Annotated in this window: 19 protein-coding genes and 2 pseudogenes; 5 read left to right on the forward strand and 16 right to left on the reverse strand. The window is 62.9% G+C overall.

What is annotated here, in order from left to right; translation table 11 throughout:
- Positions 1-2: 2 nt before the first annotated feature.
- The 5 genes from ptsP to AC0ZT5_RS10930 form a co-directional block, all read right to left on the reverse strand.
- Positions 3-1982 carry a phosphoenolpyruvate--protein phosphotransferase gene (gene ptsP, locus AC0ZT5_RS10910; protein ID WP_488496460.1) on the reverse strand — a complete coding sequence of 660 codons (1980 nt, stop codon included), beginning with the start codon at positions 1980-1982 and terminating at the stop codon, positions 3-5.
- 50 nt (positions 1983-2032) lie between these two features.
- Entirely contained in the window at positions 2033-2413 is a 381-nt protein-coding gene (locus AC0ZT5_RS10915) for a PTS glucitol/sorbitol transporter subunit IIA (protein ID WP_488496461.1), read from the reverse strand.
- A gap of 129 nt (positions 2414-2542) precedes the next feature.
- Positions 2543-3547: a PTS glucitol/sorbitol transporter subunit IIB gene (srlE, locus tag AC0ZT5_RS10920; protein ID WP_488496462.1), complete on the reverse strand. Its 1005-nt coding sequence runs from the start codon at positions 3545-3547 to the stop codon at positions 2543-2545.
- 16 nt (positions 3548-3563) lie between these two features.
- The gene (gene srlA / locus AC0ZT5_RS10925) at positions 3564-4325 is read right to left on the reverse strand and encodes a PTS glucitol/sorbitol transporter subunit IIC (protein WP_013892733.1); all 762 of its coding nucleotides are present in this window, start codon (positions 4323-4325) and stop codon (positions 3564-3566) included.
- A 56-nt stretch (positions 4326-4381) separates the two neighbouring features.
- Positions 4382-4819 (reverse strand): transcriptional regulator GutM, encoded by a 438-nt coding sequence (locus tag AC0ZT5_RS10930; protein WP_488496463.1) that lies wholly within the window; start codon positions 4817-4819, stop codon positions 4382-4384.
- Between the two features lie 193 nt (positions 4820-5012).
- Here AC0ZT5_RS10930 and AC0ZT5_RS10935 point away from each other — a divergent pair, with 193 nt between their 5' ends.
- Positions 5013-5654 carry a hypothetical protein gene (locus AC0ZT5_RS10935; RefSeq protein ID WP_488496464.1) on the forward strand — a complete coding sequence of 214 codons (642 nt, stop codon included), beginning with the start codon at positions 5013-5015 and terminating at the stop codon, positions 5652-5654.
- Between the two features lie 111 nt (positions 5655-5765).
- Positions 5766-6440, forward strand: coding sequence for an HAD family hydrolase (locus tag AC0ZT5_RS10940; RefSeq protein WP_488496465.1), 675 nt, complete (start codon positions 5766-5768; stop codon positions 6438-6440).
- 4 nt (positions 6441-6444) lie between these two features.
- Here the strand turns inward: AC0ZT5_RS10940 and AC0ZT5_RS10945 are convergent, their stop codons facing one another.
- The gene (locus AC0ZT5_RS10945) at positions 6445-7611 is read right to left on the reverse strand and encodes a DUF930 domain-containing protein (RefSeq protein WP_488496466.1); all 1167 of its coding nucleotides are present in this window, start codon (positions 7609-7611) and stop codon (positions 6445-6447) included.
- Between the two features lie 131 nt (positions 7612-7742).
- Between AC0ZT5_RS10945 and AC0ZT5_RS10950 the strand changes: the two genes are divergently transcribed.
- Complete coding sequence (locus AC0ZT5_RS10950; RefSeq protein WP_488496467.1) at positions 7743-8021, forward strand: HAD-IA family hydrolase; 279 nt, start codon at positions 7743-7745, stop codon at positions 8019-8021.
- Here the strand turns inward: AC0ZT5_RS10950 and AC0ZT5_RS10955 are convergent.
- The 8 genes and pseudogenes from AC0ZT5_RS10955 to AC0ZT5_RS10990 form a co-directional block, all read right to left on the reverse strand.
- Positions 8018-9235 (reverse strand): DUF930 domain-containing protein, encoded by a 1218-nt coding sequence (locus AC0ZT5_RS10955; protein ID WP_488496468.1) that lies wholly within the window; start codon positions 9233-9235, stop codon positions 8018-8020. The two genes, AC0ZT5_RS10950 and AC0ZT5_RS10955, sit on opposite strands and share 4 nt — an antisense overlap.
- Before the next feature lie 160 nt (positions 9236-9395).
- Positions 9396-10172, reverse strand: a pseudogene (locus AC0ZT5_RS10960) (ABC transporter ATP-binding protein); the annotation flags it as partial.
- A gap of 200 nt (positions 10173-10372) precedes the next feature.
- The gene (locus AC0ZT5_RS10965) at positions 10373-11725 is read right to left on the reverse strand and encodes a pyruvate dehydrogenase complex dihydrolipoamide acetyltransferase (protein WP_488496469.1); all 1353 of its coding nucleotides are present in this window, start codon (positions 11723-11725) and stop codon (positions 10373-10375) included.
- 3 nt (positions 11726-11728) lie between these two features.
- Positions 11729-12727: an alpha-ketoacid dehydrogenase subunit beta gene (locus AC0ZT5_RS10970; RefSeq protein WP_488496470.1), complete on the reverse strand. Its 999-nt coding sequence runs from the start codon at positions 12725-12727 to the stop codon at positions 11729-11731.
- Positions 12727-13755: a thiamine pyrophosphate-dependent dehydrogenase E1 component subunit alpha gene (locus AC0ZT5_RS10975; protein ID WP_488496471.1), complete on the reverse strand. Its 1029-nt coding sequence runs from the start codon at positions 13753-13755 to the stop codon at positions 12727-12729. The genes AC0ZT5_RS10970 and AC0ZT5_RS10975 overlap by 1 nt, the downstream gene beginning before the upstream one ends.
- Positions 13756-13757: 2 nt before the next feature.
- Positions 13758-15086, reverse strand: coding sequence for an NAD(P)H-dependent oxidoreductase (locus AC0ZT5_RS10980; protein WP_488496472.1), 1329 nt, complete (start codon positions 15084-15086; stop codon positions 13758-13760).
- 270 nt (positions 15087-15356) lie between these two features.
- Positions 15357-16121 carry a phosphodiesterase gene (locus tag AC0ZT5_RS10985; RefSeq protein ID WP_488496473.1) on the reverse strand — a complete coding sequence of 255 codons (765 nt, stop codon included), beginning with the start codon at positions 16119-16121 and terminating at the stop codon, positions 15357-15359.
- 87 nt (positions 16122-16208) lie between these two features.
- Complete coding sequence (locus AC0ZT5_RS10990; protein WP_488496474.1) at positions 16209-16997, reverse strand: 3-hydroxybutyrate dehydrogenase; 789 nt, start codon at positions 16995-16997, stop codon at positions 16209-16211.
- A gap of 244 nt (positions 16998-17241) precedes the next feature.
- Between AC0ZT5_RS10990 and AC0ZT5_RS10995 the strand changes: the two genes are divergently transcribed.
- Together AC0ZT5_RS10995 and AC0ZT5_RS11000 are read left to right on the forward strand one after the other, a co-directional pair.
- A complete protein-coding gene (locus tag AC0ZT5_RS10995) occupies positions 17242-18030 on the forward strand; it encodes an acetoacetate decarboxylase (protein ID WP_488496475.1) in 789 nt (262 codons plus the stop codon).
- Positions 18023-19183 (forward strand): annotated as a pseudogene (locus tag AC0ZT5_RS11000) (patatin-like phospholipase family protein). The gene AC0ZT5_RS10995 and the pseudogene AC0ZT5_RS11000 overlap by 8 nt, the downstream one beginning before the upstream one ends.
- 160 nt (positions 19184-19343) lie before the next feature.
- On the opposite strand, the gene AC0ZT5_RS11005 reads toward AC0ZT5_RS11000, so the two are convergent.
- Complete coding sequence (locus AC0ZT5_RS11005) at positions 19344-20945, reverse strand: inorganic phosphate transporter (protein ID WP_488496476.1); 1602 nt, start codon at positions 20943-20945, stop codon at positions 19344-19346.
- Positions 20946-21073: 128 nt separating this feature from the next.
- The gene (locus AC0ZT5_RS11010) at positions 21074-22288 is read right to left on the reverse strand and encodes an ROK family protein (RefSeq protein ID WP_488496477.1); all 1215 of its coding nucleotides are present in this window, start codon (positions 22286-22288) and stop codon (positions 21074-21076) included.
- Positions 22289-22408: the final 120 nt, after the last annotated feature.

Genomic DNA, 22408 nt, shown 5'->3' on the forward strand with positions numbered 1-22408 from the left:
GGCTAGGCGGCACCTTCAGCCGCCATGGCCATGATCGCCTTCTTGGCACGATGGATCGAGGCCGGGCTCATCGAGAGCTCGGTCAGCCCCATTTTGACGAACGTTGCAATGAGATCGGGCCGGCCTGCCGCTTCGCCGCACATGCCGACCATGATGCCGGCGGCGACGCCGGCTTTGGCCGTCATTTCGATCGCCGACATGACGGCTGGATTGGTAACATCGTTGAGCTTGGCCACTGTCGGGTTCAGCCGGTCGGCGGCCATGATGTACTGGGTCAGGTCGTTGGTACCGATCGAGAAGAACGCCACCTCCTTAGCCAGCGCCGGGGCGATCAGGACGGCGGCCGGGGTCTCGATCATCACGCCGAGATCAAACGCCGCATGCGGCACGCTTTCGGCTTTCAGCTCGGCCGCGCATTCCGCGACCAGAACCCGCGTCTGCCTGACCTCGCCGATGTCGGCCACCATCGGCAGCATCACCTTGACGTTGCCATGCACGGCCGCCCGCAGCAGCGCCCTGAGCTGGCGCTTGAAGATGTCGGGCCGGTCGAGGCACATGCGGATGCCGCGCCAGCCCAGAAAGGGGTTTTCCTCGTCCGGAAACTCGATGCCAGCGATCGGCTTGTCGCCGCCGATGTCCAGCGTGCGCACGATGACCGGGTACGGTGCGAAGGCCTTGGCCAGCGCCGCATAGGTCTCGGCCTGCATGTCTTCCGAGGGAAGGTGCATATGGCGCATGAACAGAAGCTCGGTGCGGAACAGGCCGACGCCCATCGCGCCGGCCTCCTGCGCCGCTTCGATTTCCTCCAGCGAGCCGATATTGGCCGCGACCTCGATGACCTTGCCATCGGCCCGCTTCGGCGTCACCGTCTTGAAGATGGTCAGCCCGGCGCGTTCTTTTGCCGCCACTTCGACACGGCCGGCGAATTCGGCGCGGGTCGCCGCATCGGGATCGACGATCACGCGGCCGCTGTTGCCGTCGAGGGCCACTTCGCGCGCCGTGCGCAAGGCATTGATCTGGTCGCCGAGGCCGAGCACCGCGGGAATGCCATGCGAGCGGGCGATGATGGCGATATGCGAGGTGGCGCCGCCATGGCCGCACACCACCCCGCCCATGCGCTTCAGCGGCGCGCGCGCCAGGTCCCAGGCGCCAATATCGTCGGCGATGAGGATGGCGCCTTCGGCGATGTTTTCGAGGCTGATGTCGTCCTGCCCGAGCAGCACGAGACAGATCTGCCGCCCGACCGCATGGACGTCATCCGCCCTTGCGTTGAGATAGTGATCCTCGACCGCGCTGAAATCGGCGGCGATGGTGGAGGCGGCGGTGATGACGGCTGAAACCGCATCGTTGCCGCCCTTGATCAGGCCCTCCGCCTCACCGGTCAGGCTGTCGTCGGCAGCGATGTCCCTGAGCGCGGCGATGATGCCACGGTCGCCGGCCGACAGACTGTCCTGCTCCAGTGCCCGGTCCATGCGCGCCTGGACAGCAGCGACGGCGGCGCGGAACCTGTCGATCTCGCCGGCGACCTCCTCGACCTGCAACCTGCGGCCTTGTCCGGCGATATCAGGCGGGAAATGCGCGAAGGCCGGCCCGATGGCAAAACCTTCGCTTGCGGCCACGCCGCGCAAGCCGGTGGTTGCGCCGGCAACAGCAGGCACAGAGTCCAACGCGGCAGCGGCGTCCTGACCCGTATTGCCGGCCAGCGGCGAGTCCTCGTCATCAAGGCCCGCCTTGGGATTTTCGAGATAGCCGATCAGCGCCTCGATGGCCTCGATGGCATCGGCGCCGTTCGCCCGCACGGTGACTTCTTGGTTTTCCTTGACCGCCAGCAGCATCAGCTTGACCGAGCTCTTGGCGCTGACCGCCTTGCCGTCCTTGACCAGCTCGACATCCGATTCGAAACCCTTGGCGAGCTTGACGAACCGCGTCGCGGGACGGGCGTGCAAACCTTCATGCACTCTGACGATGGTCGAGCGTTCCATGGCAAATACTCAGGTTCTGTGCGCCAACATAGGCCGCGGCGCAAATACTGTCAGGCGGCGATGGTGATGATCGCGCCGGTCGTGAGCGCAGCCACGAGCGCTTGCGCATCGACCTGCGAGGCGCAGATCTCGCCGGGCCTCTCGGCCTCGGCAGCGCCGTTGAACGAGATGACGACATGGCCCATTTCCAGCACCTTGCTCCAGGCGCTGGAACCGACCGCGGTAATCGTCGCGGCAACCGGGCCAAAGGTGATCGACGCGCCCTTTTGAGGCGCGCCGTCGCTGGGTCCGTGCACCGTCTTGTGGAGCACGGAAACCTCGGCAAGCTCCGGCGGCGAGCCATCCGCAAACAGGATGACCACGCCCCCTTCGGCAAGATCCGCCACTTCGGGTCCGATGGCAGTGACCCGTGTTCTCAACAGAACCGTCATATGGCGAACCTCATTTCCTAACTTTCTCTAAGAGCGATTCACTGTTTCACGAAAACGGCGAACCGCTCTATCCCTTTGCTTGGCGGAATTCCGGACGGAAAACCGTCTCACATTTTTCCTGGAACTGTTTCAGAACACGATCAGGCTGACGATCCAGGCGATCAGCACCGAGACCGGGCCCATGATCTGGCGGCTGATGAGCACCGCCGGAACACCGATCTCGATCGTCTTCGGTTTGGCCTCACCGAGCGCCAGGCCGACGGGAACGAAGTCGCAGCCCACCTGGGTATTGTAGGCAAACAGCGCCGGCAGTGCCATTGCCGGCGAAATCGTGCCGTTGGCGATCTGCGGACCGATGATGGCAACGCCGATGACCTGTGCGATGACCGCGCCTGGCCCGAGGATGGGCGACAGGAACGGCAGGCCGCAGATCGCCGAGATGATCAGCAGGCCGACGATGTTGTTGGCCAGCGGGCCCATCGGCTGCGCCAGCACATCGCCGATGCCGGTGTAGAGGATCAGACCGATGAGCATGGTCACGAAGGCCATGAACGGCAGCACGTTGCGCACGACCTGGTCGATGGTACGGCGGCCGGCATTGAAGAAGATGCCGACGACACGGCCCATGACGCGGCCGATCGAACTGATCAGGCCGATCACACCGCCTTCGCTCGGCAGCGGCTGCGGCGCCGCGGCCGCGTTGTTATTGCCTGTATTCATCGATGCTGCTCCCCCGGCAGTAGTGACCGCTTCGGATCCGTCCGCCATTGTGATGTTGGCCGGCTTCACGCCCGAAACGTAGATGTCCTCGGTGATGAACTGGGCAAGCGGCCCAGACTGGCCGACCGGCGTCAGATTGACGGTCGGGATGCGCTTGCGCGGATAGACGCCGCATCGTGCGGTGCCACCGCAATCGACGACGACAACCGCCATCTCGCTTTCGATCGGCGGCGCCTTGAAGCCGTCGACGGCTTCGGCGCCGGTCATTTCGGCGATCAGTTTCGCCACCGGGTGAATGCCACCACCGGTCACGGAGACAACCTTGCTGCGCTGCTCGGTCGGCTCGATGACCAGCGGCCCACCCCAACCGGCGTTGCCCCGGGAAATCCTTACGGCTTTGTATGTCTTGGCCATGATGTCCTCCCCGCCCTTAAAGCTCGACGCCCTGGCGGCGTGCCATGATGGCGGTGATGCGTTCGGTCAGCATGCCCTTGAGCAGGATGACGACGAGGCCGACGATGGCGTACCAGATCGCCACCTTGACGTGGTAGCCGGCGACGACGGCGCCTTTCTTCTCGAGTTCCAGCAGCGCGACGAGAATGCCACCCCAGACGAAATACTCGCCGGGATTGATGTGCGGGAACAGGCCGAGCGGCGGGTGCACATAGGACACGGCCGCGTCATAGAAGGCGGGCTTGTGCTTCTCTTCCAGGAACGATCCGAACGTATAGGCCATCGGATTGGTGAGGAAGAACACCGCCAGCAGCGGCAGCAGCGTGTAGCGGGTCAGCGCTATCCTGCCGGCGCCGCGCGCCAGGCCGTGCACGCGCTCTTCGCCGACCAGTTCGGTGACCGCGTAGAAGGCGGTCATCAGCACCACCAGTGTCGGAATGATGCCGGTGACGAAGCCGGCGAAGACCTCGCCGCCCTTCTGGAAGATACCTATGAAGTACTTGCCGATGGCGGTCAGCCAGCCGAGCTGCTCTTCCTGCTGGACTTCCTTCAGCTTTTCCTTGAACTGATCGACGGTGATCGGTCCGCTGTCCGCCTGCGCGAGGACAACGAGATGGTCGGAGGCATGCTCTACCGCGAGCTTGCCATGCAATGCAGCATCAGAGACCATGGCACCTGCGACATGCAGATTGTGCACGGCCATGTCGGCATGCTGCGCCAACAACGAAAATACAGACATTTCTCCTCCTTATGCCGCCCGCCGGTTGATCCCAGTCGGTGCGCGGCGTCCTCTCTCTAAGCCCTTGCTACGTTCAAACCGGATAGGCCCGGCTTCTTCCCCGGCTCCGACCGTGTCTTGTCGATCTGTTCGATCGCCCGCTTCACGGCCTCGGCCACACCGGGTTCCCCCTCCCCCAAGATTGCAGGGTTGGACCGGACTCGATCGAGGGGAACGCCCTCGAATTCTTCATGTCTCTTGAACTTGGTGAACACGGAACGGCCGCTCATCACCATCAGGCGGCGCACGACCAGGTCAGGCGTCACCACGACCAGCGCGATGGTGCCCTTGGCCAATCGACCGCGAAAATTGCCGGCTCCGACGAAGCCATCCTTGTACTGGTCGGTGACGCCCCTGAAGACATCCGAATAGTGCCGCATCTGCAGCCAGACGCCGAGCGACTGCAGCGCCCAGACAATAACCAGCAGAAGCAGTCCCCACTGCCAAATAGCCATTCGGTTCTCCTCCCGAAGCCTGTGTTGAACCGCACCGTGGACCGACGCGTGACAACAGCAAAGTGAGAACATTTGTTTCCGCGAATGTCAATATGTATGATATTGGGCATGACCTCGGTCATCCACAGGCCGTCAACCGATTTCGGCGGCGGCGCCGTTGTGCTAGCCTGGCTGGGAACAGGATACGAGAAACATGGATCTGCCCTTCAGGGACGAATTGGCGCTGATGCCCGACCTTCGCCACCGGTTGCGGCAGTTGCGCTGGTTCCGCGCCACCTTCCGCGGCAGCGCCAAGGTGGTGTCGGACACATTCGGCGTGCGCTTTGAAATCGATGAAGCGAAGCTCACCCGTGCGTTTCTCGACTGGGTCGAGGTCATGGAGGCGCAGAAAGGCTTCGCCTCGGTCGACCGCGCCGACTTCATCGTCTTTGCCGCCGGCCTCGTTTTGCGCGAACTGATCAGGCAGGCGCCGGCAAGGGAAATCTCCGGCCTCAGCCAGTTGATTGAAACGGATTCGAATGCCGGCACGCTGGAAATCATCCGTTTCTGGCCGGAAGGGTTCCTCTACACCAACTACTGCGTCTCGGTGATCTCGGCGATCCACGAGCAGGAATTCGGCAGTGCGCCATGCATCGACAAATGCGCCGATGACCTGCGGACATGGTGGTCCTATCGCGAGAACGTGACCGAGATGCCGGCCTACGCAGTGGCTTTCCTAGACCGCTTTCTCGGCGCCGAACCGAACTGGATCACGCCCGATCGCGCGCAGTCCCGGCAAGCCATGCAACGGGCGCTCGGATCCTCGCGTGCCAGCGATGCCATCCGCCGGCTTTGATTGCCCCTCGGTTTCGCGCCTCCAGGCATGCGGCTGTCAAACCAAGCGCACTATTGAACATCTGACTTTTTGCCGATAGCGATGTGCGAAATCGACTCGGGAGAAAGGCGCGTGGCGCGATCAAGGCCTATCATTTTCGATTGCGACGGCGTTCTTGTCGACAGCGAGCCTCTGGCCGCCCGCGCCTATGAACGCGTCTATGACAAGCATGGCATGCCTGGGGTTCACGGCGGTATCATCGCCCAATGCATCGGCATGAAGCAGTCCGACATCATCGCCAAGATCAGGGACTTGACCGGTCACCAGTTTCCGGCAGCTGCGGACGGCGACATCTGGGCCGAGACCAAGATCCTGTTTTCGCAAGAGTTGCAACCAACCCCCGGCATCACCGCGTTTCTGGAGACGCTTGCCGGCGACCGCTGTGTCGCCTCGTCATCCTCCGTCGAGCGCATAAACCACAGCCTGACCGTGACCGAACTGGCGCGGTTTTTCGGCGATGCGATCTACAGTTCCTCGATGGTCAAGCGCGGCAAGCCTGCGCCTGATATCTTCCTGTTCGCCGCCGACAAGATGGGCGCCAATCCGGCAGACTGCATCGTCATCGAGGATTCGCCCTTCGGCATAGAGGGCGCGGTCGCCGCCGGCATGACGGCGATCGGCTACACCGGTGGCGGCCATACCTATGCCGAGCACGGCGCGCGACTGACCGCGGCAGGTGCCAATTTGATCTGCAGCGATTGGCAAGAGGTTAGCCGGCAACTGGCGGGGCTCGGTGTGCCGGCTTAATCTATCAGCGAACAGGCAATCCGAGGCGAACCCATTCGCTGGGCGGGATCGACGGTCCGACGCGGAAGGTGAAGGACAAGACCCTCGTCGCATCGGTGTCGACCTGGCACCGGAAGCCTAGATGGTACCATTTCGTCGTTGCGCGGAAAGCGACATCCGGGGCGTCGAGGACATTGCCCACCTTCAGCGGAACACTTGGGATCAGGTCGGGGAAATAAGAGGCATCCACCAGTTGCTGCTGCAACGCGCTGGCGCAAAGTTGGGCAATACGCTTCTCGCGAGGCACCCCGCCCATCGCGCTCGTAGCCAGCGCATCGCCGGTAGCGCCCTGCGAGTAGAGCCTGTGAACCCCCGGAAGACCCGAATAAGCCCGCGAAGCACTAGCGGCGGTATCCGTGGAATTTGGCCTCCCGGCGCTCTCGCTTCGGGACTTGGAGACCTTAGCAGGGCCAGGCTTCGGCGCATTTGCGGGTCTGGGCTTCGGCGCTTCGGTTGACGTGGGAAGCTCGATCTCACCGTCGCCGCCGTCGGCAGCCAAAGGCGGTGGCGCCGCTTCTGTCTGCTTGTCGGGTTCGTTCGCTCCCGCCTCTTCTTTGTCCGCCTGCTGTTTATCCATCTCCTGGGTTGGAGCTGCCTGTTTCTCCTGTTCGGGTTCGGCGTCCTTCGCAGCGTCTACCGGCTTCTCGCCGACTTTGGTTGAATCTGGCCGCCCCTCGGCGACCGCCGGCGTGGTGGATTGGTTCTCGGCAGGCTTCGGCACGACAGGCGGCTTCGAATCGTCATCCTTGGCCGGCGAAGGCGAGGTGTCTTGAGCGCTGGCCCCATCCAGGGATTTCCTGGGACCGGTATCCTTGTCGCCAAACTGGAAAACCGGCTTCAGGACCTCGACTTTCGAGGGCTTTTCCGGCGCAGGTGGTTTTTCTGCTTTCGGTTCCGGCGGTTTTTCAACCTTCGGTTCCGGTGGCTTCGGAGGCGGTATCGGAGCAGGTTTCGGTTTTGGTTGCTCGGGCGGAGGCACGAGCGCTACATTTACCGCTTGCTCCTGCTGCGGCTGTTGGGGAGGCCTCGGCACGTTGTAGACCACGAGCGCTGCGACGAGCGCGTGCAGGATCAGCGATGCGGGCAAGGCCCACAACAAATTCCGGCGCCGGTCTCGTGTCTCGTCCTTCATTCCTTCCGATGTGGAATGAAAAAGCGGCGGCTTCAAGCACAGCCACTGTATTGGCGCCGTTTAGCCGCTGACAGCTTTGTCGATTTGGATCATCACACCCAGGGCAGCCCGGCCAAGGCGCTGGCGGCTCAATGAGCGGCTACCCACGATCCGATCCATCAAGACCGGAGATCAGCCAGTTCGCCGCCGCCAGGATGGGTGCCGATCCGGCCGACTGCATCGTCATCGAGGATTCGTCCTTCGGCATCCAGGGCGCGGTTGCCGCCGGCCTGACGGCGATTGGCTACACTGGCGGCGGTCACACCTGTGCCAAGCATGCCGCCCGGCTGACGGCGGCTGGTGCCGATTTCGTTTGCGCGGACTGGCAAGAAATTAGCCCGCGATTGTCCGGGCTTGGCGTGCCGGTCTAATTTAGCGGATACTTAGTGAATCCACGACTGGCCCATTCGCCAGGCGGGACTAATGACCCCACACGGAAGTTGAAGGATAGGACCCTCGTCGCATCGGCGTCGACTTCACATCGGAAGTTTAGATCGTACCAAGTGCTTCTGGTGCTGAAGGCCGCTTGAGTAGGGTTGAGAACATTGCCTTTGTCCAGCGTAATGGTTGGCACCCATTTGACCGAATAGTCGGCACTTTGCAGTTCCTGGCTCAGAACATTGCCGCAAAGGGTGGCCACGCGCTGACCGCGCGGCACATTCTCCATGGAGCTTGTGGCGAAGGCATTGCCGGTTGCCCCCTGCGAGTAAAGCTTTCTGACGCCCGGAAGGCCGGAAAAGATTGGCGATCCTGCAACATCGTTGTTGGTGGGATTTGACCGACCAGCATTCCCGATCGGCGCTTTGAAGGCTCTTGCGGGTTTGAACGTCAAGGTCTTGGCAGGTTTGGGCTTTGCCTTTCCAGTTGAGGCTGGAGGCGCTGGCTTGCCACCAGGCTCAGCCGCCAATGGCTTTGGCGTCACAATCGCTTGCTTTTCGGCGGGTTGCGGTGCGAGCTCCTGTTTGTCCGGCTGCTGTCTGTCAGCGTCCTCGGTCGCCTGCTTCTCCTCGTTTTGGGCAGGTTTGGCGTCCCGCGCGGCGGCGTCCTGCTTTTCCTTGCCTTGCGCGGGCTTTTCGTCCGGCGCAAAGGTGGCCGGCTTCTCGTCAGGCTTGCTGGGCTCTGCCTTCTGCTGTGGCGTTGCAGCCGGGGCGGGCTGTGTCGGCGCGGGTGTCGGTGTTATAGGCGGCTTCGCCGCCTCATCCTTGGCCGGTGATGGCGTGTTGGGTTTAGCGCTGCTTCCGTCGAGCGATTTCTCCGGTCCCGTATCTTTCTGGCCGTACTGGAAAACGCGCTTCAGAACATGGTCGTCTGGCGGTTTCGGGGGCTCCGGAGGCGGCTTTTGTTCAGGCGGCTTTTCAGCCTTCTTTTCAGGTGTCGGCTCCGGTGGCTTTGGAGCAGGTTTCTGCTTAGGCTTCTCGGGCGGCGGCACAATCGCGACATTGACGGGCTGTTCTTGCTGATCCGGCTGCTGCTCGGATCTCGGCACGCCAAAGAACAAGAACGCTGCGATCAAGGCATGCAGGATCAGCGATGCGGCCAAGGCCCATCGCCAATTGCGAAACCACTCTCGTATCTTGCCGTTCATTGCGCCCGATGTGGAATGAAATAGCGGCGGCTTCAAGCACAGGCATGTGTTGGCGCAATTTAGCCGCTGACACTTTGGTGATTTCGACGACCACGCGCAGCAGCTGACGGCGGGACCGGCGCGGCCTTTTCCCCCAAGCTGCCGAGCAGGTTGAGCATCATCATGCCGCCCCCGTCGCCGGGATGAGCCATCCGGATCGTATCCGCAGGCATGCCTGCGCGCCGCGCTCCAGCACCACCGGATCGGGCTGTTCGAAATGCAAGGTAAGGTCGGAACTGGCGGAAGGCGCAAATTCGATGCGCGCCGAGCCACCTTGGTAGATCACCCGCTTGACGAGGCCATCGAAGCCGGGACCGTCCGGCACCACCTCGAGATCGGCTGCCCGGCAGCAGATCTTCGCGCCGGCGCGTGGCCGCTCGCCGGTCCGGCAGCGAACGACCAGCTCGGTGCCGAGAACCCTGACCTTGCAGTGCCTGGCCTGCTCTGAGCTCAGCACATCGGCGGGAAGCAAGATACCTTGCGAAATGAAGGACGCCACCATTTCATTTGCCGGCTCATGGAAGAGTTGGCGCGGCGTCGCCAACTGCGCCAGACGTCCATGATCCATCACCGCGATGCGGTCGGCCAGCGCCATTGCTTCGGCCTGATCATGGGTGATGTAGACGATGGTCGTGCCCGTGCGCTTATGGAAGGCGGCGAACTCATCCTCCATCGAGGTTCTGAGATGCACATCCAGATTGGCCAGCGGCTCGTCGAACAACACCAGCGAAGGCGCGGCCACAAGGCAGCGCGCAAGCGCCACGCGCTGGCGCTGGCCACCGGAGAGATTGGCCGGCCTGCGGTCACCCAGCCCCTGCAGGTTGACCAGGGCCAGCGCGTCGGCAACCTTCTGGCGCGCGACGGCCTTATCCAGCTTTGCCACCTTCAGCGAATAGCCGTCTCCCCTCCCTGCACGGCGCATATGATTGGTGGATGACAGCGCGCATGCCCGGCCCGATCAGGCGACAGCTTCGCGCGAAATGCTCTCACGGCACAGCGATACGGGCCCGCGGAACTGGCGTTCCACGAACCTAATAGCCGCCCGTGGGCTGGCTGCGATCCTTCGGGGACCCGAAGGCGATGGCGCGTCGACCGTTCCTAGACCAGCATGCCCATCGGGTTCTCGATCAGGCGCTTGAAGGCGACCAGCAATTCGGCACCGAGTGCTCCGTCGACGGCGCGGTGGTCGGTCGACAGCGTCACCGACATCACGGTGGCGATTTTGATCTCGCCATTCTTGACCACCGCCCGCTCCTCACCGGCGCCGACCGCCAGGATCGTCGCATGCGGCGGGTTGATCACCGCGGCAAAGTCCTTGATGCCGAACATGCCAAGGTTCGACACTGCCGTGGTACCGCCCTGATACTCTTCCGGCTTCAGCTTGCGGCTGCGCGCCCGGCTGGCCAGGTCCTTCATCTCGTTGGAGATTGTGGACAGCGTCTTTTCGTCTGCCTTGCGGATGATCGGCGTGATCAGGCCGCCCGGGATCGACACCGCAACGCCGACATCGGCATGCTTGTGCTTGACCATGGCGCTTTCGGTCCACGACGCGTTGGCATCCGGCACTGCCTTCAGCGCCAGCGCCATTGCCTTGATCACCATGTCGTTGACCGACAGCTTGTAGGCGGGAACCTCGCCCTTGTCGGTCTTCTTCATCGGCGCCGCCGCATTGATCTGCGTGCGCAATGCCAAGAGCGCATCGAGCTCGCAGTCGAGCGTCAGGTAGAAATGCGGAATGGTGGTCTTGGCCTCGACCAGGCGGCGCGCGATGGTCTTGCGCATATTGTCGTGCGGGACGAGTTCATAGGAACCTTGCTCGAACAGTTTCAGCACCTGCTCGTCCGACATCGCCTTCACCGGCGCCGCGGGAGCAGCAGCCGGAGCGCCGGCAGGCGCTGCCTTGGCGGCAGGCTTGGCGCCGCCCCCAGCAATTGCTGCATCGATATCAGCCTTCACCACGCGGCCATGCGGACCGGTGCCTGCAATGACGGAGAGAGCAAGACCCGCCTCACGGGCAAGACGACGAGCCAAAGGTGTTGCGCGCGCAGCCGAAGACGATTGGCCAATCTCCCCCCTTGTGGGGGAGATGCCCGGCAGGGCAGAGGGGCGCGCGACGGGCTGAGACGCAGGCGGGACAGCGGCCCCCCCTGTCGACTTCGCCGACATCTCCCCCACGAGGGGAGAGATTGGCGCCTTGTCGCCATAGGCTTCGTCATCGGCATAGATCCAAGCGACAGCCGCGCCGACAGGAATGTCGATCCCCTCCTTGCCGGTTACATCGCGTAAGGTGCCACTGGCCGGCGCGTCGATTTCCATCGCCGCCTTGTCGGTCTCGATCTCGAACAGAACATCGCCCTTCTTGACGCTGGCGCCTTCCTCGGCGAACCAGCGCGAGATCTGTCCGGTCGCCATGTCCATGTCGACCTTGGGAAGAATGACTTCGGTCGGCATCGATCAGCGAACCCCTCTCACGAGGTCGCGCGCAGCCGCAATGATGTCAGGGACCTGTGGCACAACAGCCTTTTCCAGCTCCGGATTGTAGGGGATCGGCGTCTCGGCGCCGCCCAGCCGCACGATCGGTGCGTCGAGATAGTCGAACGCCTCGCTCTCGGCGATCATGGCGCTGACCTCGGCGCCGATGCCCAGCGTCTTGACCGCTTCGTAGACGCACAGCAACCGCGATGTCTTCTTGACACTGTCGATGACGGTCTGCTTGTCCATCGGCCGGACGGTCCGGAGATCTACGACTTCGATATCGATGCCTTCGGCTTCCAGCGCCGCCGCGGCGTCAAGTGCCTTGTGCACCATGATCGAGGTGGCGACGATGGTCAGGTCGCGGCCCTCGCGGCGGATGTCGGCCTTGCCGATCGGGACCGTGTAATAGCCCTCGGGCACCGGACCCTTCATCTTGTACAGCAGCTTGTGCTCGAAGATCATCACCGGATCAGGATCGGCGACCGCCGCCAGCAGCATGCCCTTGGCATCGTATGGCGTCGCCGGCTGGATGACCTTGAGGCCCGGCACATGGCCGAGCCAGGCCTCGAGGCTCTGGCTGTGCTGTGCCGCGGCACCGGTGCCGGAGCCGGCGGGAAAGCGCATCACCACCGGAACCGAAACCTCGCCGCCGAGCATGAAGCGCATCTTGGCCGCCTGGTTGACGATCTGCTCCATGGCAAGCGTGGCGAAATCGGAAAACTGGAACTCGAAGATCGGCCGCATGCCGGTGAGGGCGGCGCCGACCGCCACGCCCGCGCCACCCAGTTCCGAAATCGGCGTGTCGATCACCCGCTCGGCGCCAAACCGATCGACCAGATCGCCGGTGACCTGGAAGGCGCCGCCATAGACGCCGATATCCTCGCCCATCAGGAAGACACGTTCGTCCATGTCCATGGCGATCGCCATGGCTTCCTGGATCGCCTGGGCGTAGCTCAGTTCACGCACCATCGCGTCCATCACGCCTGCTCCGTATAGACATATTTGCCGGTGTCGCGCACATCCGGCGACGGGCTGGCCTTGGCAAACTCGATGCCGTCGGCGATCTCCTGTGCCACGGCGCCGCGAATGGCCTCGATGCCCCTGTCGTCGATGAAGCCGAATTCGCGCAGCTCGCTTTCGAACAGGGTGATCGGATCGCGGTTCGACATCCAGTCCTCGATCTCCTCCTTGCTGCGATAGCGGTTGCGGTCGCTCTTGGAATGGCCGCGATGGCGATAGGTCTTGGATTCGATCAGCGTCGGCCCCTCGCCGGCGCGTGCACGCTCGACAGCCTTGCAGGACGCCTCGGCGACCTCCGAAAAAATGTTGCCGTTGACGATGACGCCTGGCATCGAATAGGCGGCGGCGCGTTCGGCGATGTTCTTGACAGCGGTCGAGCGCGCCGTCGAAGTAGACATGCCGTAGCCGTTGTTCTCGCAGACGAAGATCACCGGCAGCTTCCAGACCGAGGCCATGTTCAACGCCTCGTGGAAGGCACCTTCATTGTTGGCGCCATCGCCGAAGAACGACACCACGACCTTTCCGGTCTTCATCATCTTGGCGGAAAGTGCTGCCCCAACGGCGATCGGAATGCCGCCGCCGACGATGCCATTGGCGCCGAGATTGCCCTTGCCGACATCGGCGATGTGCATCGAGCCGCCACGGCCCTTGCAGTAGCCGGTGGTCTTGCCGAAGAACTCGGCGAACATGCGCTTGACCTCGGCGCCCTTGGCGATGCAGTGGCCGTGGCCGCGATGCGTCGAGGTGATCTGGTCATCCTCGGCAAGCGGCATGCAGATGCCCATGGCGCTGGCTTCCTGGCCGATCGACAAATGCATGGTGCCGTGGATGAGGCCGCGCGTGTAGCACTCCTCCGCGCCCTCTTCGAAGCGCCGGATGAGGTACATCTTGTAGAGCACGTTTCTGAGCTGCTCGCCGCTGTACTGTCGATAGACGAAAGGCAGGTTGGCGCGACTGTCGGCGACGGCTTTGCTGGCTCCGGCCATGATCAGGCTCCCACAGACCCGTAGACGAGCTTGTCCTGGCGGGCGCGCAATTCGGCGATCTTGGAGCCTGGCGCTGGAGCAGCATTCGCATAGGTGATGAGCTCGCCCTTCTTGATCGGCTGGGTCACCGACCCGCCTTGCAGCAGGCCGCAGGGAATCGCCTTGGCGGCGCGCGCCTCCGGCGCCGTCATGATCCAGGCGCGGTAGCAATATTCGCCGATCGCATCGAGCTTCTCACCCGGCTTCATATCCTTCTTGGCCACCGCGCAGACTTCGGCCGTTGGTTTCGCCAGCGGGACCATATCCGCCTTGCCGTAGAGCACGACACGGGCGCAGGTCAGCGGCACTTCGAGCGAGGTCAAATGATAGGGACGGTGGAAGGTGAAATACGGGCCCTTGCCCATCTTCAGATCTTCCATGCGCTCCGAAATGCGCGGATGTGACATGTCGGCGACGACGAAGACGCCGGGCGCGACACCCTTGCCGATCGAGTAGTCGACGACGCCGACCTTTGACAGCACGCCGCCGTCCTTCTGCGGTACCAGGACCTTGGACAGCTCGCCAAGCGTCGCCGCCGGGCCGTGCATGCCGGGCTTGTCGGGAACCAGCCCGGTGGCATTGGCGATCGCCGCCATCTCGACCATTGTCTTGGAGCCATCGACGAATTCGACCAGCATGCGCACATTCATATGCCGGCGCTCGGCCTCCTCCCCATAGTCGGGGGGCGTGGCGTCGATGTTGAGCGGATTGTTCTTGCCCTTGCCGGCGGCGACGATCGGATGGCCCATCGCCGAGACGAATTCGATCAACTCCATGCAGGACGACGGCTCGTCGCCCGCGCCCAGTGAATAGGTAACGCCCAGCCGGTCGGCCTCGCTTTTCAGATAGGCGCCGATGGTGACGTCGGCCTCGACATTCATCATCACCAGATGCTTGCCATGCTCCATGGCGCGAAGGCCGATCTCGGCGCCGACCGCAGGAACGCCGGTGGCGTCGATGACGACATCGATCAGGTCATTGTCGATGACCAGGCTGGCATCGTTGGTGACCGCGACCTTGCCGGCCTCCATCGCCGCCGTCATCGCCGACGCATTCGACACTTCGCGCGCGTGGCCGGTTTGCTGGAAGGCGATATCCACGGCCTTGCTGGCGGCGGGCAGGTTCAGTTCCGAAATAGCGCCGATCTCGATGCCGGACATATGGGCGACGCGGGTGACGATATCGGTTCCCATCTCGCCGGAGCCGATCAGGCCGATACGGATGGGCTTGCCCGACCTGGCGCGTTCCTCGAGATCGCGGGCAAGGCCCGTCAACGAAACATTGGAAGCCATACCGCTCGTTCCTCCCATAATGCAGGCTATTCAATCGCCTGACGGGTATTGAACATATGTATTTCTGTCAAGACTAATGTGCACATCAGTTGCTTTGTGACGCCGCATTGTGGAGGCTCCGCGTGACCCAAAACAGCCCACCAACGCGAGGGTCGCGCAGCGGTTGCGCAGACCACACACTGGCACGGCTGCGTGCCGCCAGACACACGGATTCTGGGTGGCTTATCCACCGGTCGTGACGATCGCTGCGCCACGCCCTAAAGATGCAGGCTATTGAGCCGACCCCACCGGGAAGTCGTGAAAATGCACGATCACCCCATCTGCATCGATCAGGATCACGGCATAGGCCGGCGGCTCGTGGCCGAGGCTCCAGCTCTGCGAGAAATCCAGCGCGGTCTGATGATTGGTGCTCCGCAGCGTGCTGACCGGAATGCCGCGCCAGCTGCCGGCGATCAGCCGGTGGACGTGTCCGGCGAAGATATGACGCACGTTGCCGTGGCGCAGCAGTACCTCATGCAAGGCATCGGCATCGGCGAGCATGACACGGTCGAGCTCGGGGATTTGGATCCGAAACGGCGGATGGTGCATGAAGAGGAAGACCGGCCGATCGCGAGCCTCTTGCAGCCGCTCATCGAGCCAGCCGAGGCGCGCTGCGCATAGTTTGCCCTCGACGCGGCCGCTATCCAGCGTATCGAGCAGGAGCAGGCGGCCTTCGCTGCTGTCGACGACGCTTTGGACAAAACCGCGCTCGGCGGTGGCTTGCGGGAACATCTCGAGAAACAGCGCCCGGTCGTCATGGTTGCCGAGCATCAGCCGGCATGGCGGACCGAACCCTGCCAGACTTTCGCTCAGCGCGGCGTAGGCGGAACGCTCGCCGTCATTGGTCAGGTCGCCGGAAATCACCACCAGATCGGCGTCGGCATGGTTGCTGCCTATGTCGGCAAGGCAGGCTTGCAACCTGGAGAGCGGATTGGAGCCGTAAAGAAGACCGCCCGGCGTCATCAGATGCGGATCGGATATCTGGATGACTTTCATGGACCTTACCGGGATGCTTTCCTGCTGGCGGCTTTCCTGTTGAAGCCTGGCAACACCAGCCGGCAAACGAAACGCCTTGACCATCCTCTACTGCGCGGTCCAGCCGCCGTCCATCGGCAAGGTCGTGCCGGTGATCTGCTTGGCAGAATCCGAGCACAGGAACAGCGTCAGCGCCGCAAGCTCGTCGACGGTGACGAACTCCTTGGTCGGCTGCGCCGCCAGCAGCACGTCGTGCTTGACCTGCTCCTCGGTCATGCCGCGCGCTTTCATCGTGTCGGGAATCTGCTTTTCGACCAGTGGCGTCCAGACATAGCCCGGCGCGATCGCATTGACGGTGATGCCGTCAAGCGCCACTTCCAGCGCCACCGTCTTGGTCAGGCCCGCAATGCCGTGCTTGGCCGACACATAGGCCGACTTGAACGGCGAAGCGACCAGCGCGTGCGCGGACGCCGTGTTGATGATGCGGCCCCATTTGCGCGCCTTCATGCCGGGCAGCGCCGCCTTGATCGCGTAGAAGGCGGCGAGCAGGTTGATACGAATGATGGCTTCCCATTTGTCGTCCGGGAAGTCCTCGATCGGCGCGACATGCTGGATGCCAGCATTGTTGACCAGGATATCGAGGCTGCCGAACGCGGCCTCGGCCTCATGCACCATGGCGCTCACCGCCGCGCCGTCCATCATGTTGGCATCGGAGTAGCGGCAGTTGACGCCGAAATCCTTCTCGATGCCGGCGCGCTCCTGTTCGATTGCCGCGGCATCGCCCAGCCCGTTGATGGTGACGTTGGCGCCCTGAGCAGCAAAGGCGCGGGCTATTGCCAGGCCGATTCCGCTGGTCGAGCCGGTGACGAGGGCATTTTTCGAAGACAGGGAACCCATGGTGATCTCGCGCGAGGTGGGAGGGAACATGACATATAATTGTGCATCGCAGCATGACAATGGCAGAGCCATGTGTCGATGCGATTACAACCTTGCGCCACGCCGGAGCATGGCTCCAATCCCTTCCAAACCGTTGTCGCCGGGCTGACACGGCGCTGTCATGGTGCCGTGCAACATAATCGGCTGCGCATTCGCGCGGTCGTTCCTGACGAGATATTGCCGTACAGAATCTTGGGGGTGCAGCTTGGAAATCTCCGATGTCTTGAAGCGCGCCTATGCGATGCCGCTGACCAATCCGTCCTACCCGCCGGGGCCGTATCGTTTCTTCGACCGCGAATACGTCATCATCACCTACCGCACGACGCGCGAGGCGCTCGAGGCCGTCGTACCGGCGCCGCTGGAGATCGACGAGCCGCTGGTCAAGTACGAATTCATCCGCATGCCTGATTCAACCGGCTTCGGCGACTATACCGAGACCGGCCAGGTGATCCCGGTGCGCTACAAGGGCCAGCACGGCGGTTACGTCCATTCGATGTATCTGGACGACGACGCGCCGATCGCCGGCGGCCGCGAGCTCTGGGGCTTTCCCAAGAAGCTGGCCAATCCCAAGATCGTGCATGAGGGCGAAGTGATCGTCGGCACGCTGCACTATGGCAGCGTTCTGTGCGCCACCGGCACCATGGGCTACAAGCACCGGGAGGCCGATCACGATTCCGTGCTTGCCTCGCTGGCTGCTCCCAACTTCCTGGTCAAGATCATCCCGCATGTCGACGGCACGCCGCGCATCTGCGAACTGGTTCGCTACTACCTTACCGATATCACGCTGAAGGAGGCATGGACGGCGCCCGCGGCACTCGATCTGCGGCCCCATGTCATGGCCGACGTGGCGAAGTTGCCGGTGCTCGACATCGTATCCGCTGTTCATTTCACCGCCGATCTGACGCTCGGGCTGGGCGAGGTGGTTTACGACTACCTTGCTGATCGCAACCCCTCCGAGATCAGCGCAACCCAGCCGGAGAAGATTTGTGCTTGAACGCAATCGCAAGAAGGAGGCCACCGCCACCATCGAGGAAATCTCGGCGCAGTATGACCGCATCGCGTTGGTGTTTCAGGGTGGCGGCGCGCTCGGCGCCTATCAGGCCGGGGTCTATCAGGCGCTGGCCGACGCCGGTTGCGAGCCGAGCTGGCTTTCCGGCGTATCGATCGGCGCCATCAACGCGGCGATCATCGCCGGCAATGAATCAAGCCGCCGCCTGCAGCGTCTCGAGCAATTCTGGCAGACGATCTCGGGCCGCAAGATCTGGGCCTATACGCCGGAAGGCGACATCTACCGCGACATCCGCAACCGCACCAGTTCGTGGATGACGATGACCATGGGCCAGCCCGGCTTCTTCAAGCCGCGCAATCCCAATCCGTGGTTCGAACAGCCGGGAGCCGAAGGCGCCACCAGCTTCTACGACACGGCGGAATTGAAGGAGACTCTGGAAAGCCTGATCGACTTCGATATCCTCAACGACGGCAAGAAGCGGCTGAGCGTCGGCGCGGTCAATGTCAGGACTGGCAACTTCGTCTATTTCGACACCGAGAAAGTGCGCATCGAACCGGAGCATATCATGGCCAGCGGCGCGCTGCCGCCGGCCTTCCCGTCGATCCGCATCGAAGGCGAATACTACTGGGACGGTGGCATCGTCTCCAACACGCCGCTGCAATACCTGCTCGACTAGGAGGAAGACCGCTCTTCGCTGGTGTTCCAGGTCGACCTGTTCAGCGCGCGCGGCACCTTGCCACGCGGCATGGCCGATGTGCTGTCGCGGCACAAGGACATCATGTATTCCAGCCGCACGCGGCAGAACACTGACAATTTCCAGCGCATCCATGCGCTGAAGATGAAGCTGCTCGAGGCGCTGAAGCGCGTGCCCGCCGAACTTTTGAAGGATGGCGAAAAGGAGCTGATCGAGGACTATTCGCAGGCCGGCGTCGTCAACATCGTCCACCTGATCTACCAGCACAAAGGCTATGAGGGACACGCCAAGGACTACGAATTCTCCGGCACCTCGATGCGCGAGCACTGGGAGATGGGGCTGGAAGACACGCAGCGCACGCTGCGCCATCGCCAGTGGCTGACACTGCCGACCAATGTCGAGGGCGTCGCCATCCACGATCTGCACCGCGAGGATCCGACCTGAGGTCTTTGCTGGCGCCCTTCCTCTGACAAGGCGCACGGCAAATTTCCACAGTTTTGCGGACCAAGGCCTTCAGCCCGCGTTGAAATAAGCCAGACTACCCCAAACGAAAAACGGCGCCGAAACCGGCGCCGTTTTCATTTCAACATCTGGATTGTCCGCTCTAGAAGACCTGGCGGAAGATGATGAACAGCACGAAGGCGAGCGTGATCGAGCACGGCAAGGTCAGCACCCAAGCCAGCAGCAGATTGCGCACCGTCGACCATTGCAGACCTGAACCGTTGGCGGCCATCGTTCCGGCGACGCCCGACGACAGCACATGTGTTGTCGACACAGGCAGCCCCAGCCGGTCGGCCATGCCGATGGTCACCATCGCGACAAGCTCAGCGGCGGCACCCTGGCCATAGGTCAGATGGCTCTTGCCGATCTTCTCGCCGACCGTGACGACAATGCGTTTCCAGCCGACCATGGTGCCGAGGCCGAGCGCCAGGGCGACGGCGACCTTCACCCAGATCGGGATGAACTTCGTCGCGTTGTCGACGGCCTTGTGATAGTCGGTGACCGCTTTCATATCGGCCGCCTCCATCGGCAGCAACTTCTTCTTGTCGATCAGCTTGAGTGCCTCGCCGATCAGGTAGATATCGTTGCGGGCGTTGCTGACCAGATCGGTCGGCACGTTGTCGACAGTCGCATAGGGCTGCAGGCCCGCTGTCGTGTTGTGGATGTAGGTCTGCAGCGCGACCGTCGTCTGGTCGTTCCAGGTCCGGGTGCGCACCGCATCCTGGACGGCGGCCTTGGCGTCGGTGACGGTGATGCCCGGCTTGACATATTTGCCGAGCGCCTGTTCGACGCTGACGGAAGCCGATTTGTAGGCCTCGAGATAGTTGATGTCGGGCGTCCGGTTCAGCGCAAAGGCCGTCGGCACGACACCGATCAGGATCAGCATGATCAGGCCCATGCCTTTCTGTCCGTCGTTGGAGCCATGCGCGAAGCTGACGCCGGTGCAGGTGAAGATCAGCAGCCCGCGGATCCACCATGGCGGCGGCGTGTTGCCTTTCGGTGCTTCGTAGAGGGCCGGATTGCGCACGAGCAGCTTCATCGCATAGAGCAGGATCGCAGCGGCGATGAAGCCAATGATCGGCGACACCAGCAAGGTGATGCCAACATTGGTCGCCTGCGACCAGTCGACACCGCTGGTGGCACTGCCGGCAGGCGCCATGAATTGGTTGGCGAGGCCGACGCCGATGATCGAGCCTACCATCGTGTGCGAGCTCGACGCCGGCAGGCCGAGGAACCAAGTGCCGAGGTTCCACAGGATTGCGGCAACGAGCAGTGCGAACACCATCGCAAAGCCGGAGGAAGAGCCGACCTGCAGGATCAGCTCGACCGGCAGCAGCGACAGGATGCCGAAAGCGACCGCACCGCTGGAGGTGAGAACCCCGAGGAAATTGAAGGCGCCCGACCACATGACCGCGAATTCGGCCGGCATGGAGCGTGTGTAGATGACCGTCGCCACCGCATTGGCGGTATCATGGAAGCCATTGACGAACTCGAAGCCGAGCGCGATCAGCAAGGCAATGCCGAGCAGAATCCACGGCACGGTCTTGGCCTCGGCCAGATCCTGGCTGAGCGCGTAGCCGACATAGACGACGCCGACGAGCACCAGCACGCCGAAGGCCGGCAGGAACCACTTCGCGCTACCCGAATTGTGCAGCGGATGATCCGGTCTCGGAATGCCCGCCTCACTAGAAACTATGTCCACCATGTCCCACTCCTTTTGCATTGCAGCAAAGAACCGGGATGAACGCTATGTCCGCACAATGAACCCTGTGTGACGATGTCGAACACAACTTCCGAGGATATTTCAGGCGAAATACCTAGTGGTCGACGCTGTCAGGTGCCGCTGGCCCGCGTCTTCAGGATCGCCGAAAACAGCGGATCGAAGGCGCGGCTGATCGGCGCCGCGGCAGCACCGAGCGCGATCGACCAGGGATCGGTGGTGCCGAGCTGCAGGCGCGGCAAATCCCGACCCGGCCGGTCGGCGATCGACGGCAGCAGCGGATGCATCGCCTCGACCAGCCGGCTGGCCAGCGCTTCCGGCGCTCCGCTGGTCAGGATGACGGTCTGAGGATCGAAGATCGTTTCGATGAGATGCACGCTCCAGCGCAGATCATGCGCCGCACCATCGATCCAGGCAATGATCTTGGGATCCTCGGCCGTGACCAGGCCGTCCAACCGTTGGTAGATGTCGTCGTCGGCCGGGTTGAGGCCGAGATACTGGTAAAGCGAGGCCAGCGACGCGCGATGTTCCAGCGGCGTCGAGCCGGGGCCGGCCGGCGACAGCAGCGCCATGCCGATCTCGCCGGCATTGCCATAGCCGCCGCTGTAGAGCTCGCCATTCAGGATCAATCCGGCGCCGATGCCGTAACCGACGTAGAGGCAAACCGCGTGATCGACGCCGTGCGCCGCGCCGACGATGCGCTCCGCCGTCGCGCAGGCGGCGGCGTCGTTCTGCAAGCTGACATTCAGGCCTGTGCCTTTCGCTAGCGTCTCCAGCAGCGGAAATTTCTGCCAGGCCGGCATCATCCATTTATCGTCGGAATTCTTCAGCCCGAAAGGACCCGGCATGGCGACGCCGAGACCGACGAGCCTCTCTTCGGATTGGGCGGACATCTGGGACAGCTCACGCCGGACGCCGCCGACCAGGCCAAGGATCACCTCGACGCCCTTCGACGGCTCATCGAACGGCAGGTTGGCCTCGGCTCGCGCCAGCACGCTGCCGACCAGGTCGACGGCGACCGCCCGCGTCAGGTGGCGATCGATCTGCAGCCCGATGGCGAAGGCGCCCTCGGGAACCAGCCTGTAAGGGGTCGAGGGCTGGCCCCTGCCCTTGCGCACCGCCTCGAGGGCAACGACCAGGCCGTCGCTTTCGAGATCCTCGATGATGTTGGAGACCGCCTGCTTGGTGAGTTGGGTCGCCCGCGCCAGATCCGCGCGCGACAGGGCGCCATTGAGACGCAGCGCCTCGATCATGACACGACGGTTGTGCGCGCTCGTGCCTTCCTGGTTGGTGCCGCTCTTGGCACGGATCGGGCTGAAATCGTCCACCGGCGTTTCCCTCTTGACTCCATTAGGATATTGATCGACTAATTAAGTCAAGCGAATTGACTTAATAGCGAAACCGACCGCAGAACAAGACGGCCAGGGCTTATGCCGGGCGCCGCTCAC

The sequence above is a fragment of the Mesorhizobium sp. CNPSo 4670 genome, from assembly GCF_057784235.1.